At 57.6% G+C, this 19626-nt stretch carries 13 protein-coding genes; 7 read left to right on the top strand and 6 right to left on the bottom strand.

Annotated features, from left to right (window positions below; genetic code table 11):
• Positions 1-112: 112 nt before the first annotated feature.
• The 5 genes from HY298_09575 to HY298_09555 form a co-directional block, all read right to left on the bottom strand.
• Complete coding sequence (locus tag HY298_09575; GenBank protein MBI3850501.1) at positions 113-2014, bottom strand: hypothetical protein; 1902 nt, start codon at positions 2012-2014, stop codon at positions 113-115.
• On the bottom strand, positions 1963-3009 hold the full coding sequence (locus HY298_09570) for a Gfo/Idh/MocA family oxidoreductase (protein MBI3850500.1): 1047 nt from the start codon (positions 3007-3009) through the stop codon (positions 1963-1965). The genes HY298_09575 and HY298_09570 overlap by 52 nt, the downstream gene beginning before the upstream one ends.
• Before the next feature lie 34 nt (positions 3010-3043).
• Positions 3044-3880 carry a sugar phosphate isomerase/epimerase gene (locus HY298_09565; GenBank protein MBI3850499.1) on the bottom strand — a complete coding sequence of 279 codons (837 nt, stop codon included), beginning with the start codon at positions 3878-3880 and terminating at the stop codon, positions 3044-3046.
• Positions 3881-3886: 6 nt separating this feature from the next.
• Positions 3887-4447, bottom strand: a complete 561-nt coding sequence (locus HY298_09560; GenBank protein ID MBI3850498.1) for an NAD(P)H-dependent oxidoreductase — start codon at positions 4445-4447, stop codon at positions 3887-3889.
• Positions 4448-4549: 102 nt separating this feature from the next.
• Complete coding sequence (locus HY298_09555) at positions 4550-5281, bottom strand: polyprenol monophosphomannose synthase (GenBank protein MBI3850497.1); 732 nt, start codon at positions 5279-5281, stop codon at positions 4550-4552.
• Between the two features lie 151 nt (positions 5282-5432).
• Here HY298_09555 and HY298_09550 point away from each other — a divergent pair, with 151 nt between their 5' ends.
• From HY298_09550 to pabB, 6 genes are all read left to right on the top strand, one after another.
• Positions 5433-6248, top strand: a complete 816-nt coding sequence (locus HY298_09550; GenBank protein ID MBI3850496.1) for a tetratricopeptide repeat protein — start codon at positions 5433-5435, stop codon at positions 6246-6248.
• An 89-nt stretch (positions 6249-6337) separates the two neighbouring features.
• Complete coding sequence (locus HY298_09545) at positions 6338-7597, top strand: glucuronate isomerase (protein MBI3850495.1); 1260 nt, start codon at positions 6338-6340, stop codon at positions 7595-7597.
• 64 nt (positions 7598-7661) lie between these two features.
• Positions 7662-9161, top strand: a complete 1500-nt coding sequence (gene der, locus HY298_09540) for a ribosome biogenesis GTPase Der (protein ID MBI3850494.1) — start codon at positions 7662-7664, stop codon at positions 9159-9161.
• A gap of 320 nt (positions 9162-9481) precedes the next feature.
• Positions 9482-12592 (top strand): vitamin B12-dependent ribonucleotide reductase, encoded by a 3111-nt coding sequence (locus tag HY298_09535; protein MBI3850493.1) that lies wholly within the window; start codon positions 9482-9484, stop codon positions 12590-12592.
• 277 nt (positions 12593-12869) lie between these two features.
• Positions 12870-14132 carry an insulinase family protein gene (locus HY298_09530; GenBank protein ID MBI3850492.1) on the top strand — a complete coding sequence of 421 codons (1263 nt, stop codon included), beginning with the start codon at positions 12870-12872 and terminating at the stop codon, positions 14130-14132.
• 29 nt (positions 14133-14161) lie between these two features.
• Positions 14162-15607, top strand: a complete 1446-nt coding sequence (pabB, locus tag HY298_09525; protein MBI3850491.1) for an aminodeoxychorismate synthase component I — start codon at positions 14162-14164, stop codon at positions 15605-15607.
• Here the strand turns inward: pabB and HY298_09520 are convergent.
• The gene (locus HY298_09520) at positions 15555-16670 is read right to left on the bottom strand and encodes a tetratricopeptide repeat protein (protein MBI3850490.1); all 1116 of its coding nucleotides are present in this window, start codon (positions 16668-16670) and stop codon (positions 15555-15557) included. The two genes, pabB and HY298_09520, sit on opposite strands and share 53 nt — an antisense overlap.
• Positions 16671-16792: 122 nt before the next feature.
• Here HY298_09520 and HY298_09515 point away from each other — a divergent pair, with 122 nt between their 5' ends.
• Positions 16793-19624 carry a DUF1553 domain-containing protein gene (locus HY298_09515; GenBank protein MBI3850489.1) on the top strand — a complete coding sequence of 944 codons (2832 nt, stop codon included), beginning with the start codon at positions 16793-16795 and terminating at the stop codon, positions 19622-19624.
• The last annotated feature ends 2 nt before the right edge of the window (positions 19625-19626 follow it).

Genomic DNA, 19626 nt, shown 5'->3' with positions numbered 1-19626 from the left:
TGACGCCTTAGTTTTATGCGCAATGATTGATCCGCATCGTTACGTTGCACAAGAAGACTTCGCGAGGCTGCGAGTAACAGATTGATTCCCGGTTGTCTGCTTTCGCAGCAGTTTACCGCGCCAAGCGGAAGAACAAGTTTCCACTTCCAATCGCGACGGTCATGGTGTTCAGGTTGCCAGCCGCAGGTACAATGGCTGGCTGCGGACTTACGTCAGACCAAGCGGCGGGAGACAACGTAGATGTCTTTTGCAACGTGAACAGGCCATCGTCAGCGTTCCAAGAGATGGTTGCGTTGCCGCCGGAATCCGTGATTGTGATATTTGGCCTTGGGGTCGACACCGGCGCCGGATGGCTGATGACCGTGTAGAGGTCCGTTTGCGGCCATGTGTCCGCCCCACCGGTTGGATTGTTTGTGCTGTTAATCGTCCCCTTGGCGGAGATGCAGATTTCCCGTGTCGTCATCGCCACGCTCGGCTCGACGGTCTCAAAACCGTTTATGCCGACCTCGTCGTGGTTGATGAACGGAAAAAAGGAGGCAGTGAGATAAGTGACGTTTGTGCCATCAAACTTCAGGACCCGAGCCGCTACCTGAAAAAACGGGAAGTCAGCCGCAACCGGCTTGAGCTTGTAAACCACGCATATCCGGTCTAAGGCATCCACAGCAATATCAACCCGATCCAAGGCGTGGACGCTGGGGTCTGTCTCGCTCACGACCGCGTTGGTGATCCACGCCCCCGTTTGCGCTTTCCAGACAGACAACATCACGTTAGTCCCGCCCGCGACACCGGCCAGGTAAACGTACTGGCTGCGGATGTCCGAGGCAGTCCGGGTGCCGTCGCCACGGCCTGTATCATACACCAGCCCACTGCTGGCGTTCTGAATGTTGGTAGCGATTAAATTGCCCGCGTTGTCATAGAAGTAGAAAACACCGCCAGAAGGTCGGACAGAGAAACCTCCTTTAAAAGCAGCCACGTTGGCCCACTGGTCCGCATCGGCCACCTTGAAGGACTCTTTCACAACAGAGCCGTCGGGACGGAAAATCGTCGCCAAGGAAGCGTTGCCGCTTGGGTTAAACAAAAGCGAGTGATCTTCCACCACGGACACAAAGTTTCCGTCGGACAATCCTTGCAGGTGTCCACCATAACGAGTGAGCCATTTTTCAGTTGTTGCAGGATAACTCGCGTTGGTACAGCAACGGCCAAAGGCGGAGTCGAAGGCTTTGGACAGCGGGGTCTGCGCGAGAGTGCTCGGGTTTAGCGAATGGATCTGAACGCAAGCCTCACGCCCACCGCCACTTGAAGCAGCCAGCGTGCTGTAAAACGGACTATTGACATCAAAGCGCCCATCCGAGTTAAAGAACGTCGGGTAGTTGTAAAGCGCAACCGAACCGCCGCCTATGAAGTTCTTGGCGCCGTAACGTTTATCGCCTGCCACGCGACTAAGGGCGCCACTTTGCGGCGGCGGGAATTCGTGATGCTTGTTAGTGTATGGGAAACCGCTATCGTCATAGAACATAGTACTCAGTTTCGGGGGGCCGCCGGCCGCCGGTTGGAACGCCAACGCCGTCCGCATATTCGATGCAGTACCATCGTCCACGAAAGTGTTGGCTGAAATCAGGAAAGTGCTGTCACTCAACAAACCGAGGTAAGGTTCCCAAGTGCCAAGGCTTGCAACCTGAGCCGCCAGATTAACCGGGCCATTCGTAAAATAGTTGGCCGAATTGTACCAAAGGGCGACATCCGGCACGATGTTCGTCAGCCCGACCGAAGCCACATCCCCTGGAATGAATTTGGCGTGGGCGCTGGAACAGATGGCCAAGAGGCCGACCATGACTGGGAAACCGATGTAATGTTTCATAGCGGGTAGTTTTTGTTTGAGGGTTAATGGTGCTTGCCATCTGCATAGACCGTCAATCCACCACAGTGCAAGTACATTTTTTGCCCAAATTATCCCCAGTTTTCCTACAGGGCAACGATCTGCCCCGTTTTGATGGAACGCTCCTCCGCCTCGCAAATCTCCACCGCGCTCAAGCCGTCCTGCGCCGTCACCACCGTTGGCGGTTGGCCGGATCGGATGGCGGCGATGAGATGGCGGAGTTCTTCCACGTAACCATCCACGCCTTCCGGTTTGATCGTGCGCACCGGCTTGCCTTCTTCCATCAATTGCAACGCCTCGGCGCCGCGCGCGCTGTCGAAGTCCATCGTCGCGCGCTCGAACATGACCGTGTAGGCCATGTTGAAGCCGCTCGTCATCAGCCAGCTTCCCTCCGCGTAAATCGTCGCGCCACCGGCCACCTTGTATTGCGTGACGACGTGATCAATCGCGCCGCTGAACCGACTCTGGCCCGTGGAGAACACGCTGCTCGGCCGGCCAAAAAGGAATTGCACAAAGTCCGTGTCGTGAATGTGGAGGTCGAGCAATGCCCCGCCCGAATCGCCGCCCTTGAAATAACTGTCGCGACTCCAACCCGGCGGCGCTGAGACGCGACGGAAGCGGGCGGTCAGAATTTTTCCGTAAGTGTTCTGCGCGGCCAGCTCCTTGAGCCAAGACCAACCCGGCCAGAATCTCATGCACATGGCCGGCATGAAAAATCCCTTGGCTGATTTTGCCGCCTTCACGATTTTCCGAGCGAGGGCCGAGGTGCGCGCGAGCGGCTTCTCACACAGGACATGCTTGCCCGCCTGCAAAGCGGCAATGGCTTGTGCCCCGTGCAACGGCGTGGGCACGCACAAATCCACCAACTCGAAGTGTCCGTCCGCGAGCAAATCTTCGATGGCCTTGTAGGTCTTGATATCCTTGCCGAGGTTGACGGCGTCTGCGCCGTGGATGTTTCCGCTGACGCCGGTCAGCACGCCGTCCACCGGCAAACGCACCGCGTCGCACACGGCGACGATCCGCGCGCCGGGAATCTGCTGATACGATTTGATATGCGTGACGCCCATGAAGCCAAGGCCCACGACGGCAACGTTCACCTGCCGGCCCGCGTTTTGAGAATTGGGGTTGTTCATAAAATTGAGTTGGCCCTGCGAATATGCGTCCGGTTCAGTTCAAAACTTTTTCCGCCAGTTCCCGGGCCGCATGAATGTCCGCCACCCGTTGAACGCCCGCCTCGCGTTCGATGCACAGATCGCCTTCAAAGCCTACTTCCTGAAGCGTGGCAAAGAACGAGGGCCAATCCACTTCACCGGTACCGACGACCACTTCCGCGCCCCACGTTCCGGGCACCTTGGTTCTAGTGGCGTCCTTGATGTGACATTGCCTGATCCACGGGCCGAGCACCCGCAACGCCTCGATGGGATCACCCTTGTCGTAAAGAATCATGTTGGCCGGATCGAAGTTTACGCCGACGTTTGGGCGATTGAGTTTCTGGAGAAAAATCTTCAGCGTCTCGGCCGTTTCCTGTCCGGTCTCGAACCCCAGCGTCAATCCTTTGCCGGCGAACAGATCGGCGATGCGCGCAATGCGGTCGAGCAATTTTGGAAGGGCAGGGTCGCGTTCATCATGCGGCAGAAAACCGGCGTGAAAGGTGACGAGTTTGATGCCCAGTGCCGCGGCGAGAACCGCATCAGCTTGAATATGCTCCCAGTTCTGATCCCAGTGCTGGTCGGGGACGACGCCGCCCGTGAGGCGGATGGTTTCTGGGGTCGAATAATCTTCCCCCACGGTAGCGATCATGCCGGAGACGATGGTGATTCCGTTTCTGGCAAAAAGTTCTGCAGCGTTGCTCCAGACCTGCGGCTGCTCGCGAAGCGGGTCGAGCGCTAGCTGCACGCGCGCAAGGCCGATGGCGCTGAGCTGATCGATGAGTTGTTGTGGCGTGGCGGGCTTCAACGACCAACTGCACACTGCCAGGCGGCTAATTAAGTCTCTGCGCTTCATCTTGGCTTACTTTGTTCCCCTCAATTTCTTGTGTCGCAGGCATTCTACGAACTCGATGAATCCCTCGGCTTGCGCCTTCAGTCGCTCCAGGATTTCCTGGCTCTTCAATCGCCCACCGTCGTCCAGCAGATCGTTGATCTGTGGCAGAAAAACGCGTCCCGGGTAAACATGGGCATTGCGGTAACCGAAGATGGCCTGCAACTGTTCGACCGGCCGCAGCGCGCCCCACATCCCCGCCGCGAGGCCGACGAAGCACACGGGACGTTTCTCGAAACTTTCCGGGAACTTCAACATGTCGATGAAGTATTTCAGAATGCCCGGGACGCTCCCGTTGTATTCCGGCGTGACGACGTGGAGACCGTCGGCGTCCAAAATGGCATCGGCGAACGGTTGAAACGCCTTGGGCTTTTTGGCGTAGGAAGATGGCGCGAAGATTTCCGGCGGCAATCTGGCTAGGTCGATGACAGCCAAAGGTGTTTGCAAGGCGGTGTAGATTTCCTCGATGAGGTTGGCCACGCGCCGGGTGTTGCTGCCCGGTCGATTCGTTCCGACGATCATGGTAATCATGTTGCAAACAATGACGGGCGGAAACGCGGCTGGCAAGTTGAACCGATTGGCTTCCAGTCAGCCCCAATCACGCGATGCTTTGTCTTCAGGCAATTGACCGGATCACTTTCGCGCCTTGGGCTGACGCCGCAGCCCGTTCTGAAACCAGAGTCGCCAGACCATGAACAGCGCTTCGCGGACAATGTGCCCCGACATTTTGGAACTGCCTTGAAACCGTTCTGTGAAGATGATGGGCACCTCGACAATCTTCATGCCGTGTCGCCAGATTTTGTGCGTCATCTCGATCTGGAAACTGTAACCGTTGGATCGCACGGCGTTCAGGTCGATGGTTTGCAGGGAGTGACGGCGAAAACATTTGAAGCCGCTGGTGGGATCGGTGAACGGCATGCCGGTGATGATCTTCACATATTTGGCGGCGCTCTTGCTCAACATCAGCCGGCTCAACGGCCAGTTGATGACGCGGATGCCGTTGCAATAGCGAGAGCCGAGCACGAGGTCCGCATCTTTGGCGGCTTCAAGTAACATCGGGATGTCATCCGGGTTGTGGGAAAAATCACCGTCCATCTCCAGGATGAAGTCGTAACCGTGTTCCAGCGCCCAGGCGAAGCCGGCGCAATACGCCCGGCCCAGTCCGTTCTTCTCGGCGCGATGCAAGACGTGAATGGACGGATGCTTCGTCGCCAGTTCATCGGCGACCTTGCCGGTGCCGTCCGGCGAATTGTCATCGACCACGAGCAGGTCAACGGAAACGGGCAGGGCAAGCACGCGCGCTGCGAGGGCGGGAAGATTTTCCCGCTCATTATAGGTCGGCACGATGACGAGGGTCTTGTTCATATCGGCAATGCCCGCAGACAGATAGGCCAGTTGCGAGGCGAAAACAAGCTGAAGATTTTGATCGAGTCCTGCTTTGACTTCCCGGGCAACACCGTCATTCGTCGGGAAAGTTTGGTTGCAACCCGGCGCTACCCACCCTAGCCTTTGAACAATGGTTGCCTCGCTCCTCCAAGACGTGACCAACTGGGATTACTTGAAAGGCAATCCCTGGCTCGTGCCGGTTTTTGCCTTTCAACTCTGGATGTTCATTGATGCGATCCGACGTGAGGAATGGCTTTGGGCCTTGTTCATTTTCATCGGATTCGGATTGGCGGCCGTGCTGTATTATTTCTGGGTCTATCGCGCTGCGCCGTCGGCCACGCGCGGATTTGAACTGCCCGGCGCTCACGAGCGCAAACGAATCAAGCAACTCCAGGCGCAGATTCATCATCTCGACAAGGCGCATCATCATTCGCAGCTCGGCGACATTTATTTTCAACAGGGCAAGCTGGGCCAGGCCGAAACCTGTTACCGCGCCGCGCTGGAACGCGACCCGCAGGACATCGACACGCGCTCCCACCTGGGCCAATGTCTGCTCCGGCTGAAACGTCCAACGGAGGCGCGTCCGTTGCTCGAACGCGTTTGCGCCGAGAATCCCAAACACGAATACGGATACTCGATGATGGCGTTGGCGGAGACGTTGATGGCGTTGAACGAAACCGAGGCGGCGCTTTCCATCTGGCAGCAGGTTACCGAGAACCATTCGTATCCGCGCGCCCAGGTGCAATTGGCCGAACTTTATGCCTCCAAAGATCAACCGGATCTGGCGCGCGCCCAGTTGAAGGACGTTTTGGAGGACGACGTGCACGCGCCGGCGTTTCAGCGCAAGCGCGACCGCTACTGGGTGCGACGGGCGCGGCGGCTGTCGCGCAAGTTAATTGTGACAGACGCGCTAAAGAAGCAGATTGACCAGAGCAAAAACCGATGAAAGATTCCCAGTCCGCCTCCTTACCTCGGCGGCTACGAGTGGAAATTCTTGTCGCCGCAGGCTAAAATTATTCTTACTCTCCGGCCGTGATGAAAGCCATTCTTGCCGAAGCCAGCCGCGTCCCGTTCGCCAAACAGATTGAAGACCTGGTGATGTCCACGCCGGTGTCGGACATTCACACTCACCTTTACGATCCGGCTTTCGGCGACCTGCTGCTCTGGGGCATCGACGATTTGCTGGTTTACCATTATCTCGTGGCAGAGGCGTTTCGTAACTTCGATCTCCCGTACGAAAAATTCTGGGCGCTGTCCAAGACTGAACAGGCGCAGTTGATCTGGGACGCGCTGTTTATCCAACACTCACCCGTCTCGGAGGCGTGTCGCGGCGTGTTGACCACGTTGAATGCGCTGGGCTTGGACGTGAAGAAGCGCGACCTGCCAGCGCTGCGGCAGTGGTTTGCCGGCCAGAACGTGGAGAACCACATCACGCGCTGCATGGAATTGGGCGGCGTGAAGTCCATCTGCATGAGCAACTCGCCATTCGATGATCTTGAACGGCCGGTGTGGGAAAAGGGATTTCGCCGAGATGAACGCTTCACCGCCGCGCTGCGAATCGACCCGTTGCTGTTGTGGTGGCCGGAGACTGCGCCCAAACTCGCGCGCTGGGGTTACAAGGTGACGGCGAGCCAGCCGGTCAAAACCTTCTTCAGCGAAGTGCGCCGTTTTCTGGAGGATTGGACGAAGCGGATGAACGCGCGTTACCTGATGGTTTCCATTCCGCCGGATTTTGAATTTCCTTCCCGCAACATCAGTTCCAAGCTGATTGAAGAAGCCGTCCTCCCGCATTGCCGCGAGTTTGGATTGCCTCTGGCGCTGATGCCGGGAGTGAAACGCGCTGTGAATCCACAATTGAAGTTGGCGGGTGACGGAGTGGGCCTCAGCAATCTGACCACAGTGCAAAATCTCTGCGCGCAATACCCGGAGAACAAATTCCTGGTCACGGCGCTGGCGCGGGAAAGTCAACATGAGCTTTGCGTGCTGGCGCGCAAGTTTCGCAACCTGCACATTTTCGGCTGCTGGTGGTTCACCAACGTGCCGAGCATCATCGAGGAGATGACGCGGATGCGACTGGAGTTGATCGGCTTGAGTTTCACACCGCAACATTCCGATGCGCGAGTGCTCGACCAGATCGTTTACAAATGGCAACACAGCCGGCGGATCATCGCGCAAGTGTTGGTCGAGAAATACTCCGACCTCGCGAAAACCGGCTGGCAACCGGCGCGGACAGAAATCGAACGGGATGTGAAGGACCTGTTCGGCGGCGCGTTCGAGCGGTTTTGTGGGCGATAATTCTTTCGTTGCGCGCGTTGAGGTCTTCGCGCCTTGAGGGACTTCAGCATTTTGTTTCGAAATCATGTCAGCTCTAATTGCCATTGTGGGTCGCCCGAACGTCGGCAAGTCGGCGTTGTTTAATCGCATCGCCGGCAAGCGCATTGCCATCGTCCACGACGAACCGGGGGTGACCCGCGACCGCGTGAGCGCCGAAGCGGAATGGGGCGGGCGGCCCTTCACGTTGGTGGACACCGGCGGCATCGGTCTGCTGCGTCGCGAAAAAGCCGGCGATGTCATCCTCAAGGCCGCGCTCGAACAGGTTGGTCTGGCCATCGATGCCGCCAACGTCATCATTCTGGTCGTCAATGTGCAGGAGGGCGTTGTGCCGTTGGACCGGGAAGTAGCTGGACGATTGCGGGAAAGCGGAAAACCGGTCCTCGTGGCAGTGAACAAAGTGGACACCTTCCGCGCGGAAACAAACGCCCTGGAGTTCGCAGAACTCGGTTTCGAAAAGGTTTTTCCCGTCAGCGCGATTCATGGCGAAGGGATTGAGGCATTGATGAGTGCAGCCGTCGCTTTGCTTCCACTCGACGCGCATTCCGAAGCCGCACCGCCGCCGGACTCTCAACTCTCAACTCTCAACTCTCGACCCGCTTTGAAGCTTGCGATCGTCGGCCGTCCCAACGTCGGCAAATCGTCCATCATCAATGCGCTGATTAAATCCGAGCGGGTCATCGTCAGTCCAATCCCCGGCACCACGCGGGATGCGGTCGATGTGCCGTTTGAAGTGGAGACGGAAGGCATCCGGCAGTCGTACGTGTTGATCGATACTGCCGGCATGAGAAAAACCCGGAGCATCGGCGATTCGATTGAATTCTTCAGCGTCAAGCGCGCGGAGGAATCCATCGCCCGCTGCGACATGGCGATTTTGGTGCTGGACGCGGAGGCCGGCATTCTGGAGCAGGACAAGAAAGTGGCCGCCAAGATAACTGAAGAGCACAAGGCCTGCATCGTGGTGATCAACAAATGGGACCTGGTGGACACCCAGGTGCGCGAGGCGCGCGAAGCGGAGATTGCCCGACGCAACGCCAAGGTTCGCAATCGTGATGGTGGCCCCAAGCAACTCACAACGTTGGGAGAATTCGGGCAATGGGTTCAGGAGCGACTTTTTTTTCTGGATTATGCCCCGGTCATTTTTACTTCCGCGAAGACCGGTTTTCATCTCGACCGTTTTTTGGAAGCGGTGCGTTATGTGGCGGCGCAGTTGCAGCAGAAAATTCCGACGGCGTTGTTGAACCGGATGTTGCAAGACGCGGTTGAGCGACGACAACCGGTCAGCGCCGCGGGACACCGGCTGAAATTTTATTACGCCACGCAAGTCCAGCAGTCGCCGCCCACGTTTCTGTTGTTCGTCAACCGCGATGAATTATTTTCCGACTCCTACCAAAAACATCTCGCCGGCGAATTACGACGGGCCTTCGGTTTTGAAGGCTGCCCGATCAGGTTGATTCCGAAAGCCCGACCAAAAACCGTCGAACCGGTCCGCAAGTTTAAAAAAACTCACGCCCGAATTTCGCGGTGATGGTCGGTTTGGTTTCGTCCACAATGTTATTCACCGTTGGGAACAAGTGGTCAAAAGCCTTTTCCGCAAGCTGTTTGTGTCGCTCAAGCGCGGGGAATAACGTTGGAGTAAAATATTTTAAAATTTTTCTTGTGCCCCCAATAGGTAGTGGATACCCTGTCGCAGTTCCCCTAGTAATGGGGTATCTGGCGAACCGGGAAGATTCGCTGATATTCCGACAATGGGGAGTATTTTCTAAAAATCCGGCTGATTGTCCGAGCGAGATGGTCGGAAGACGAGTGTCAGCAGCAAAATTTAACCCAGTCCAAAAGGAACAAGCCATGATCGACGCACCTGAACAGTTAGTGTCGCCTGCAGTTCAAACCCGCCGTCGCATCTCGCGGGTTACCACGCCCCGCTCCACTCCGCAGCGGGCGCCTTCATCAAAAGAATACGTGCGCGTCCAGCGCATCTTCAGCGACCCGGAAATCAAGCCGTTCGACCAGCTCGAGTGGGATCGGCGCACGGCCGAGATCACCGATGACGCCGGCAAGGTGATTTTCAAGCAGGAGAATGTGGAGGTACCAAAGTCATGGTCGATGCTCGCCACGAAAGTCGTCGTGTCAAAATATTTTTACGGCGAGCAAAACACGCCCGAGCGCGAAACCTCCGTGCGCCAGTTGGTGCATCGCATCTGCCGGACCATTGCCGACTGGGGCGTGAAGGACGGGTATTTCAGCAAGGCGGACGGGGAGGTATTTTTTGATGAACTGACCTGGCTCTGTGTCAATCAATACGGCGCCTTCAACTCCCCGGTCTGGTTCAACGTCGGCCTTTACCATCAGTACGGCATTGGCAAACACTCCTCCCGCGGCAACTGGTTTTACAACCGGCAGAGCAATGAGGCGGAGCGGGCCAACACCCAGTATGAATACCCGCAAGGCAGCGCCTGTTTCATCCAGTCCGTCCAGGACAACATGGAGGACATCATGCGCCTGGCGTACAGCGAGGCCATGCTCTTCAAATACGGCTCCGGCACCGGCACCGACCTTACGCCATTGCGTTCCAGCAAGGAGAAGTTGAGCGGTGGCGGGCGGCCCAGCGGCCCGCTGTCCTTTCTCAAGGTTTACGATCAAGTCGCCAACGTCGTGAAATCCGGCGGCAAGACCCGTCGCGCCGCCAAAATGAACACCCTCCGCGACTGGCACGGCGACATCGAGGAATTCATCGACGCCAAGCAGAAGGAGGAAAAGAAAGCGTGGGCCCTGATCGAGCAAGGTTACGACGGTTCTTACAACGGCGACGCCTACGGCAGCGTCATGTATCAAAACGAAAACCTCTCCGTGCGCGCCAGCGACGAATTTATGCAGGCGGCAATCGATGGCAAGGAATGGTGGACGCGGGCCATCACGACCGGCAAACCGCTGGCGAAAAAGGATGCGCGCACCTTGCTCAACAAAATTGCCGAGGGCACCTGGATTTGCGGCGACCCCGGCATGCAATACGACGGCTCGATTCAAAAATGGCACACCTGCAAAGGCACCGAACCGATTCACTCCACGAATCCCTGCTCGGAATATGTTTTCCTGAACAACACCGCCTGCAATCTGGCGTCGCTCAACCTGATGAAGTTCAAACGCGAGGACGGCGTGTTCGACATCGAACGATTCAAGGCCGCCGTGCGCATCTTCATCACGGCGCAGGAAATCATCGTCGATAATGCCAGCTATCCGACCAAGGAGATTGCGGAGAATTCCCACATCTTCCGCACCTTGGGCCTCGGCTACGCCAACCTGGGCTCGCTCATCATGAGCTACGGCTTCGCTTACGACTCGGACGAGGCTCGCGCACTGGCCGGCGCCATCACCGCCGTGATGACCGGTCACGCCTACGAACAGTCCGCCGAAATCGCCAGCGCCATGGGAGCCTTTAAGGGCTACGACGACGCCCGTTGCGCGCATGTCCCGAAGCCGCTGGCCAAGGACAATGTCGAATCCACGCTGGGTGTCATTCAACTGCACCGCGATGCCGTGGAGGACATTCAACCGAGCCAGGAATTCAATTATCTCAAGGACGAAGCGCGCGCTTGCTGGAATCGCGCCCTCGAACGCGGCCGGCAGGTTGGCTATCGCAACGCGCAGGTCACCGTGCTGGCGCCCACGGGCACCATCGCGTTCTTGATGGACTGCGACACGACCGGCGTCGAACCCGACATCGCGCTCGTGAAATACAAATTGCTCGCCGGCGGCGGCATGTTGAAGATCGTCAACCGCACCGTGCCCGAGGCGCTGCACCGCCTTGGTTACAGCGAGGACGAAATCAAAAACATCATCGCGCACATCGAGGCGTTTGACACCATTGAGGATGTCGAGGACAACGGCCAGATGGTTCGGAGCGGACTCAAGCCCGAACATCTCGAAGTGTTCGATTGCGCCTTCAAGGCCTATCGGGGCAAACGCAGCATTCCCTACATGGCCCATTTGGAAATGATGGCGGCCACCCAGCCGTTCATCAGCGGCGCGATTTCAAAAACCGTGAACCTGCCGAACGAATGCACCGTGGCCGACATCGCCGATGCCTACCTTCAGGCTTGGAAAATGGGCCTCAAATGTGTCGCCATTTATCGCGATGGCTCGAAACGTTCGCAACCGCTCAATACAAAAAGAACCAACGAAGGCGGCGGCAAGATCGAAGCCGCGAACCTCACGGCCCCGCTGGAAAAGCGAATCGCCGAACTTGAAGCCGAAGTTTCCAAGTTGCGGGCGCTGGCTGGACAACCCCTGCGGCGTCGTCTGACGGATACCCGCACCGCCCTGACCCACAAGTTCGACATCGCCGGGCACGAAGGCTATCTCACCGTCGGGTTGTTTGGCGACGGCCAGCCGGGAGAACTGTTCATCACCATGGCCAAGGAAGGTTCCACCATCGGCGGGTTGATGGACAGCATTGGCACGTTGACGAGTCTCGCGTTGCAATACGGGGTGCCGTTGGAGGCGTTGGTCAGGAAATTCGCGCATCAACGTTTCGAGCCTTCCGGCTTCACCAAGAACCCGGATATCCGCAATGCCTCGTCGATCATTGATTACGTTTTCCGCTGGATGGCGGTGCAATTCATTCCCGGCTATCGCGAAGCGAGCAACGCGACGCGCAACCAGCCGGAGCTGGCCATCCCCGGCTTGCAGGACGAACTGAAGAAAAAAATCAACCGCCCCGTGCCCGAATTGCCATTGTCGGAAGACACGGACGTCCTGGAGTTGAAATCCGCGTCGGGGGGCAACGGGCACGAGCGGCACGGCACCACCGTGCGGGTCAGGACCATCACCAGTCTGAGCGATACTGTCGCCCATTTCCAACAGGACGCGCCCACGTGTCCGAACTGCGGTCACGTCGCCGTGCGCAACGGCGCTTGTTACAAGTGCCTCAACTGCGGCGAAAGCCTGGGCTGCTCGTAAGCGGACAATGCACAAGACAGGCCGGGGAGTTTTCTCTCCGGCCTGTACTTTTTCCTTCTCGTTTTTCCTTCTCGTCGCGCCCGCTGACAGCTTTCTGATCATTCAGCCCACCCTGCTGCTTGTGTCAACTGGCCGCTCTGTTATCCTCGCGGCATGAACGATCATGACTCTGGCGTTAATGAGACAGATCCCCGGCAACTTCCCTGTCTCATGTTTCCCACGCCCTACGCCTGATTGAACGACCCGCAACTCTCAACTCTCCACTCTCAGCCAATCCGTGTATCACCTCACCCATCTCAAAAACGGACTCACCCTCGCCACGGCGGAAATGCCGCACATGGCCAGCGTGAGTCTGGGACTTTGGGTCGGCGTCGGCGGACGTTACGAGCCGGCGGAGTTGAATGGCGTCTCCCATTTCATCGAGCACATGCTGTTCAAAGGCACCCACAAACGTTCCGCCCGGGAAATTGCGCAGGCGGTTGAAGGCATCGGCGGTTACCTCAATGCCTTCACTGGCGAGGACAGCACCTGTTTTTATTCCAAGGCGCGCCACGATCGTTTCGACGAACTGCTCGACGTGCTCACGGACATGTTCCTCAACTCGAAGTTTGATCCCGCTGAAATCGAGAAGGAACGCGGCGTCATCAAGGAAGAACTGGCGATGTATCTCGACCAACCGCAACATCACGTCCAGGAACTGTTGAATGAAACCCTCTGGCCGGATCAACCGTTGGGCCGCCCGCTCACCGGCACGGAAAAAACGCTCGATGCGATGCAGCGCGGCCATTTCCTTGACTACCTGCGACGCAACTATGTCACCGGAAGCACGCTGGTGATCGCCGCCGGAAACTTGCAGCACCGACAAGTCGCTAATGCGATCACACGTCTTGCCGCGCGCTTCACTCCCGGCAAACGCCCGCATTTCCCACCCGCCGAAAGTACTCAGGTGAAGCCGCGCCTCCGGTTGTTCACCAAAAAGACGGAACAAACCCAGCTTGCGCTCGGCATCCGAACTTGTTCGCGCCACGACGAACGCCGCTTTGCCCTCCGCCTGCTCAACACGATCCTTGGCGAGAACACGAGTTCGCGGCTCTTCCAGGAAATCCGCGAAGAACGCGGCCTGGCTTACAGCATTTACAGTTCGCTCGCCTTTTTTGATGACACCGGCGACCTCGTCCTTTCCGCCGGCCTTGACACCGACAAACTCCCCCAAACACTGAAACTCATCACGCGCGAACTTCGCCGCCTCGCTAAAGCAATTCCAACCGCCGCTGAACTCCGTCGCGCCCGTGATTACGTGATCGGCCAGCTCGATCTCAGTCTGGAAAGCACCGAGAACCAGATGATGTGGCTGGGCGAACAACTGCTCGGCTACGGCAAAATCATTCAGCCGGCGGAAATCAAACAACGTCTCGGTGAAGTGACCGCGACTCAAATCCGCTCGGTCGCTCGAGACTTCTTCCGGCCAGAACGGTTGAATCTAGCGCTGGTGAGTCCATTGAAAATGGGGAAGAATCTGTCAAAATATCTGAAATTGTGAACCCCGAACAATCCAACGTTCAAAGTCAAGTGCGCCCCCTGATCCAGGAAATTTCAACCGCCCACACGCCGGAGTTGTTGGTCGAACAATTGCAGGGCGAGCCGGGGGTCGTGCTTTTGCGCAGTACGTTGTTCGATTCGCCACAGACGCGGTATTCTTTCGTTGCCGCGCGACCATTTCTGACGTTTCGTTCGCTTGGCTCGCGTTGTGAACTGGTGTCCGGCGAAACTCGCGACATTCAATTCGGCAATCCCTGGTGCATCCTGGACGGTTTGATGGCCCGCTACGAACTGCTCGATGAAGTCGATCTGCCATTTCCTTTGGGCGGCTGCTTCGGCTACTGGGGCTACGACCTGAAGAATTTTGTGGAACCGAAGCTCCCTCGCCACGCCATCAACGATCTTGAGTTGCCCGACTGCCACGTCGGTTTCTACGACAGCCTCGTGGTTTTTGATCATCGACTCGGCAAGACGTGGATCGTTTCCACCGGTCTTGCTGTGGACGGTTCGCGCAGTGAACGACGCGCTCAAGAGCAACTTGCGCAGTGGCAAAGCCGACTGGAATCAAAAGCAAATCTGTCCGCGCATCACGCATCACGCATCACCCATCACCCATCACCCATCACCTCCAATCTCACGCGCGCCGAATTCATCACTGCCGTCGAACGCGCGCAACGGTACATCCGCGCCGGCGACATTTATCAGGTGAACCTTTCTCAACGTCTCGCCGCTGATTGTGATTTATCCGGTTGGGAATTCTTTCTCCGACTTTCCGCCGTCTCACCGGCGCCGTTCGCCGCGTATCTGGATTGCGGCGAATTTCAAATTGCCTCGTCCTCGCCCGAACTTTTTCTGCGATTGAGCGGGCCGCACATTCAAACGCGCCCCATCAAGGGCACGCGCCCGCGTTCCGCCGATCCGACCCGCGATGCACAACTCACCTACGAACTCCAGACCAGCCCCAAGGAAATGGCCGAGCTGGTGATGATCACCGATCTGTTGCGAAATGATCTGGGTAAAGTCTGTGAATTCGGCAGCGTGCAAGTCCCCGAACTCGTCCGATTGGAGCGCTATCCGCAAGTGCAACATCTCGTCTCCACCGTCGAAGGCCGGTTGCGCTCCGACGTGACGCACTTCGCCGCGTTCGCCGCCTGTTTTCCCGGCGGCAGCATCACCGGCGCGCCGAAATTCCGCGCAATGGAGATCATCGACGAACTCGAACCGGTCACGCGTGGTCCGTACACCGGCGCGCTCGGCTATCTCGGATTCAATCGCGAAAGTCAGTTGAGCATCATTATCCGCTCAGCCGTCCGGCGGGAACAACAGATCTTTTTCAACGTCGGCGCCGGCATTGTGGCTGACTCAGACGCAGCCGCCGAGTACGACGAAACCATCGCCAAGGCCAGCGGCTTTCTCGCGGCGCTCAATCTTCAAACACAGCGCGAATATTTTGCGACGGCAACATCACGTGATTAGCATGGTTGCACAAATGGATTTCCACTTGCCGAAACCCACCCCTGACCCCTCCCAGGAGGGGAAATGGTTTCAGACGCGCCACAAAGTTGCTCCCCTCCTGGGAGGGGTTGGGGGTGGGTTGGCAGGCTGAAAACCGAAATCCATTTTGTAGCCACGCCTTCAGCGTAACTTCACATAAAGGCGACTTGCTCCCGTTCGCAGCAGATTTGTCCTTCGGCCAGCGCAATTGCAGATGCACGCGCGCCACGTCGCCCATGTAGTCCCCCGTCTGGAATTCTCCGGCCGCTTTGGCGATGTGTTCGCGGGCCTGCTTGTCGTCGCCAAGTGCTTCAAAATACAAACCGAGATACAAGTGCGCGTAGAATAACTGGTGGTTGAGTCGCAACGTCGGTGGCCCACCCGCTCCGGCGGCTTTCAAAACATCCTCCGGTTTGGTTTTGCCGGCGAAGAGCGCGTGGACTTCCATCATCGGCACGCGCGCATCACCCTTGATCGGAATCAGCGCGGCGCGGGCCTTTTCCACACCGTCCGCGCGCGCCACGCACAGGAAATGCCAGACCGCATTCTCCACGTCGTTGGGATTCACTGTTTGATGCGACTCGAATTGTTTGCGCCCCTCTTCAAATCGTCCCGCGTAGTAGAGCGCTATCCCTCGTTGCCAGTGATACGGCGCCTGCGACGGCACCAGCTCGATGAACTTGTCGAAGTCCGCCAGCGATTCCTTGATGTGCGCCAGCTTGAAATGTTCACCGCCGCGGTGCTGATACGCGTCCGCCAGGCGCGGATCGAGTTTGATCGCCTCATCGTAATCAGCGATAGCCTTGGCCGGCTCATGGCTTTCCTCGTGGAACCGGGCGCGCACAAAGTAACTCCGTGGATTCTTCGGTTCCACTTCGATAGCTTGTGTCGCCAGTGCCATGGCCTCTTGCCGCTTGTTGTTTGTGTAAGCGGTCTTGGCCTTTTCGAGCAATTGGTCGGACGGGGATTTTTCAGCAGCCGGAAGACTGGAAACCGCCAATGAAAGTACTGCCGCAATCACGCCGAAGAGAACTCGTTCAATCATGCGTCTGATTCTACGGCTGCGCGCGGAATTCGCAAGACTGCGCCGGTTTCAAACTTTGCAGTTTTTAGGTTTGCCCGGAAGCCGGGTGGATACTATTTTGACCCTGAATTCATTTCCGAAAAATGGCCGCCAGTCGCTACATTCTGCCCGATGCCTTGCGCGGGGTCACGTTGTTGGTCTGCGTTTGGAGCGGGCTGGCGGGTGGACTCGCGGCGACGCAAACGTCAGACCGCGAGGCAGTGCACAAGAAGGAAATGGACCATTGGTCATTCCGGCCTCCTCAACGGCCCGCGATCCCGCAAGTCAAGAATTCCAAGTGGGTGCGCAACCCCATCGACGCTTTCGTTCTGGCGCGGTTGGAGAAGGAAAGACTGAAACCGTCACCCGAAGCGGATCGTATCACGCTGATTCGCCGGCTCAGTTTCGATCTGCTCGGGCTGCCGCCAACGCCGCAGGAGGTGGCCGCGTTTGTGAACGACAAGCGAACGGATGCTTACGAACGATTGGTGGGTCGGCTGCTCGCCTCGCCGCACTTTGGGGAACGCTGGGGGCGGCACTGGCTTGACCTCGCCCGCTACGCCGACAGCGACGGTTACGAAAAAGATTCACCGCGACCTTACGCCTGGCTCTATCGCAACTGGGTCATCGACGCCGTGAATCGCGACCTGCCGTTCGATCAATTCACACTCGAACAACTCGCGGGCGATTTGTTTCCCGATGCGACCGAGGAACAGAAAAAGGCCACCGGCTTTCATCGCAACACGCTTACGAATAAAGAGGGCGGCGTCGATCAGGAGGAGTTCCGCAACAAGGCCGTGGTGGACCGCGTCAACACGACCGGCTCAACCTGGCTGGGACTGACCGTGGGTTGCGCCGAGTGTCACTCGCACAAATACGATCCGATTTCCCAGCGCGAGTATTATCAGCTCTTCGCCTTCTTCAACAACGCCGACGAAAAGGACCTTCCCGCGCCGCAGCCGGAAGAATTGACGAAATATGGAGCCGACAAAAAAGTCTGGGATGAAGAACACGCCAAGCTGGTGAAGCCGCTCAACACCTACGTCAAAAACGAATTGCCCGCCAAACAAGCGGAGTGGGAAAATGCCGGCAAACTGACCGCGGTGCGCTGGACGAGGCTTGAACCGAAGCTCGCTGTTTCGGCCAACGGCGCGACGTTGAAGACGCAAACCAATAAATCTATTTTGACGGCGTTCAAGAATCCCGCAACCGATACTTACACCGTGGAAGTCAAAACCGACCTGAAGGATATCACCGGCTTCCGACTTGAAACCTTGGATGATAAAGACCCCGCCACAGGTCCGGGCCGGGCGAAGGACGGTAACTTTATTCTTTCGGAGTTTTCCGTCAAAGTCAGTGAGCCGGGCAATGAAAGCGCCGCGCAGCCCATTCCGCTGCAAAACCCTTCCGCCGATTTCTCACAGAAGAACTGGTCGGTGGCCGCGGCGATCGACGGCGACCCGCAAACCGGCTGGGCCATCATTCCGCAAACCAACCAACCGCACGTCGCCGTGTTCGAAACCAAAGAGACGCTCAACTTGACTCCTGGCGCCAAACTCAGCTTCACGCTTGACCAGCAATACGGTTCGGAACACACCATCGGTGACTTTCGTCTCTCCGCTACTTCATCGCCGCGTCCGCTCAAAGCCAGTTTGATATCGGATGAGATCATCGCGATTTGGGAGACGCCCGCCGACCAGCGCACCGAAAAACAGAAGGCGGAATTGACGCGCTATTTTCGCGAGGAAGTTGATCCCGAAGCGAGAGAGCTGAACAAACCGGTTTTGGAGCATACCAGGAAAGAACCAAAGTTTCCGGACACCAAAGCGCAGACACTTGCTGAGAACGACAAACCGCGCAAAACGGCCATCCACCTTCGCGGTGATTTCCTCCGCCCCGGCGATCAAGTCCAGCCCGCCACGCTCGCAATCTTGCCACCGCTCAAACCGCGCGGTGAAAAACCCGACCGCCTCGACCTGGCGCGCTGGATCATGGACCCGGCCAATCCGTTGACCGCGCGCGTGACCGTCAACCGCATCTGGAATCACCTGTTCGGGCGCGGCCTCGTCGCCACGCTGAACGATTTCGGCACGCGCGGCGAGAAACCGTCGCATCCTGAATTGCTCGACTGGTTGGCCGTCACGTTCATGTCCCCTTTGAACTCTCAACCTTCAACTCTCAACCCTCAACCAGGTTGCGGCTGGAGCCAGAAAGAGATGATCAAACTGATCGTAACATCGGCGACATATCGTCAGTCTTCAAACCACCGACCCGACTTGTTGGATCGTGACCCGAACAACATCCTGCTGGCCCGGCAGAGTCGTTTGCGGCTCGAAGCTGAAAACGTCCGGGACGTTTATCTCGCCGCGAGTGGTCTGCTGAATCCCGCCATCGGCGGGCCGAGCATCCGGCCGCCATTGCCGGCAGACATCGCCGCGCTCGGCTACGCCAATTCGATCAGATGGAAGGAAAGCGACGGTGCGGAGAAATATCGTCGCGGCATGTATATTTTTTTCCAACGCACCGTGCCGTACCCGATGCTGATGACCTTCGACGCGCCCGACTCCAACGTGACCTGCACACGCCGCGAACGTTCCAACACTCCCTTGCAAGCGCTCACACTGTTGAACGATCCGGTCTTCTTCGAGTGTGCGCAGGCGCTGGGCAAACGCGTGGCTGAAGGGTCGGTAGGGACGGATGGGCGCATCAAACGCGCCTTCGAACTTTGCTTGTCACGCGCACCGACCAAGGCGGAAATGAATCGCCTGATGAAGCTTTACGATGATCAACTGCGGCTGGTGCAATCACGCCCGGAAAGCGCCGCGAAAATCCTCGGCGCAAACGGAGATGCCTCGCAGGGCGACGCGGAAAAAGCGACACTCGTGGCGTTGGGTCGTGTTATTATGAACCTGGACGAATTCGTTACGAGGAATTGAGC

This window comes from Verrucomicrobiota bacterium, from assembly GCA_016200005.1.
Lineage (GTDB): Bacteria > Verrucomicrobiota > Verrucomicrobiia > Limisphaerales > PALSA-1396 > PALSA-1396.
This window is presented reverse-complemented; position numbering and strand designations above follow the sequence as displayed.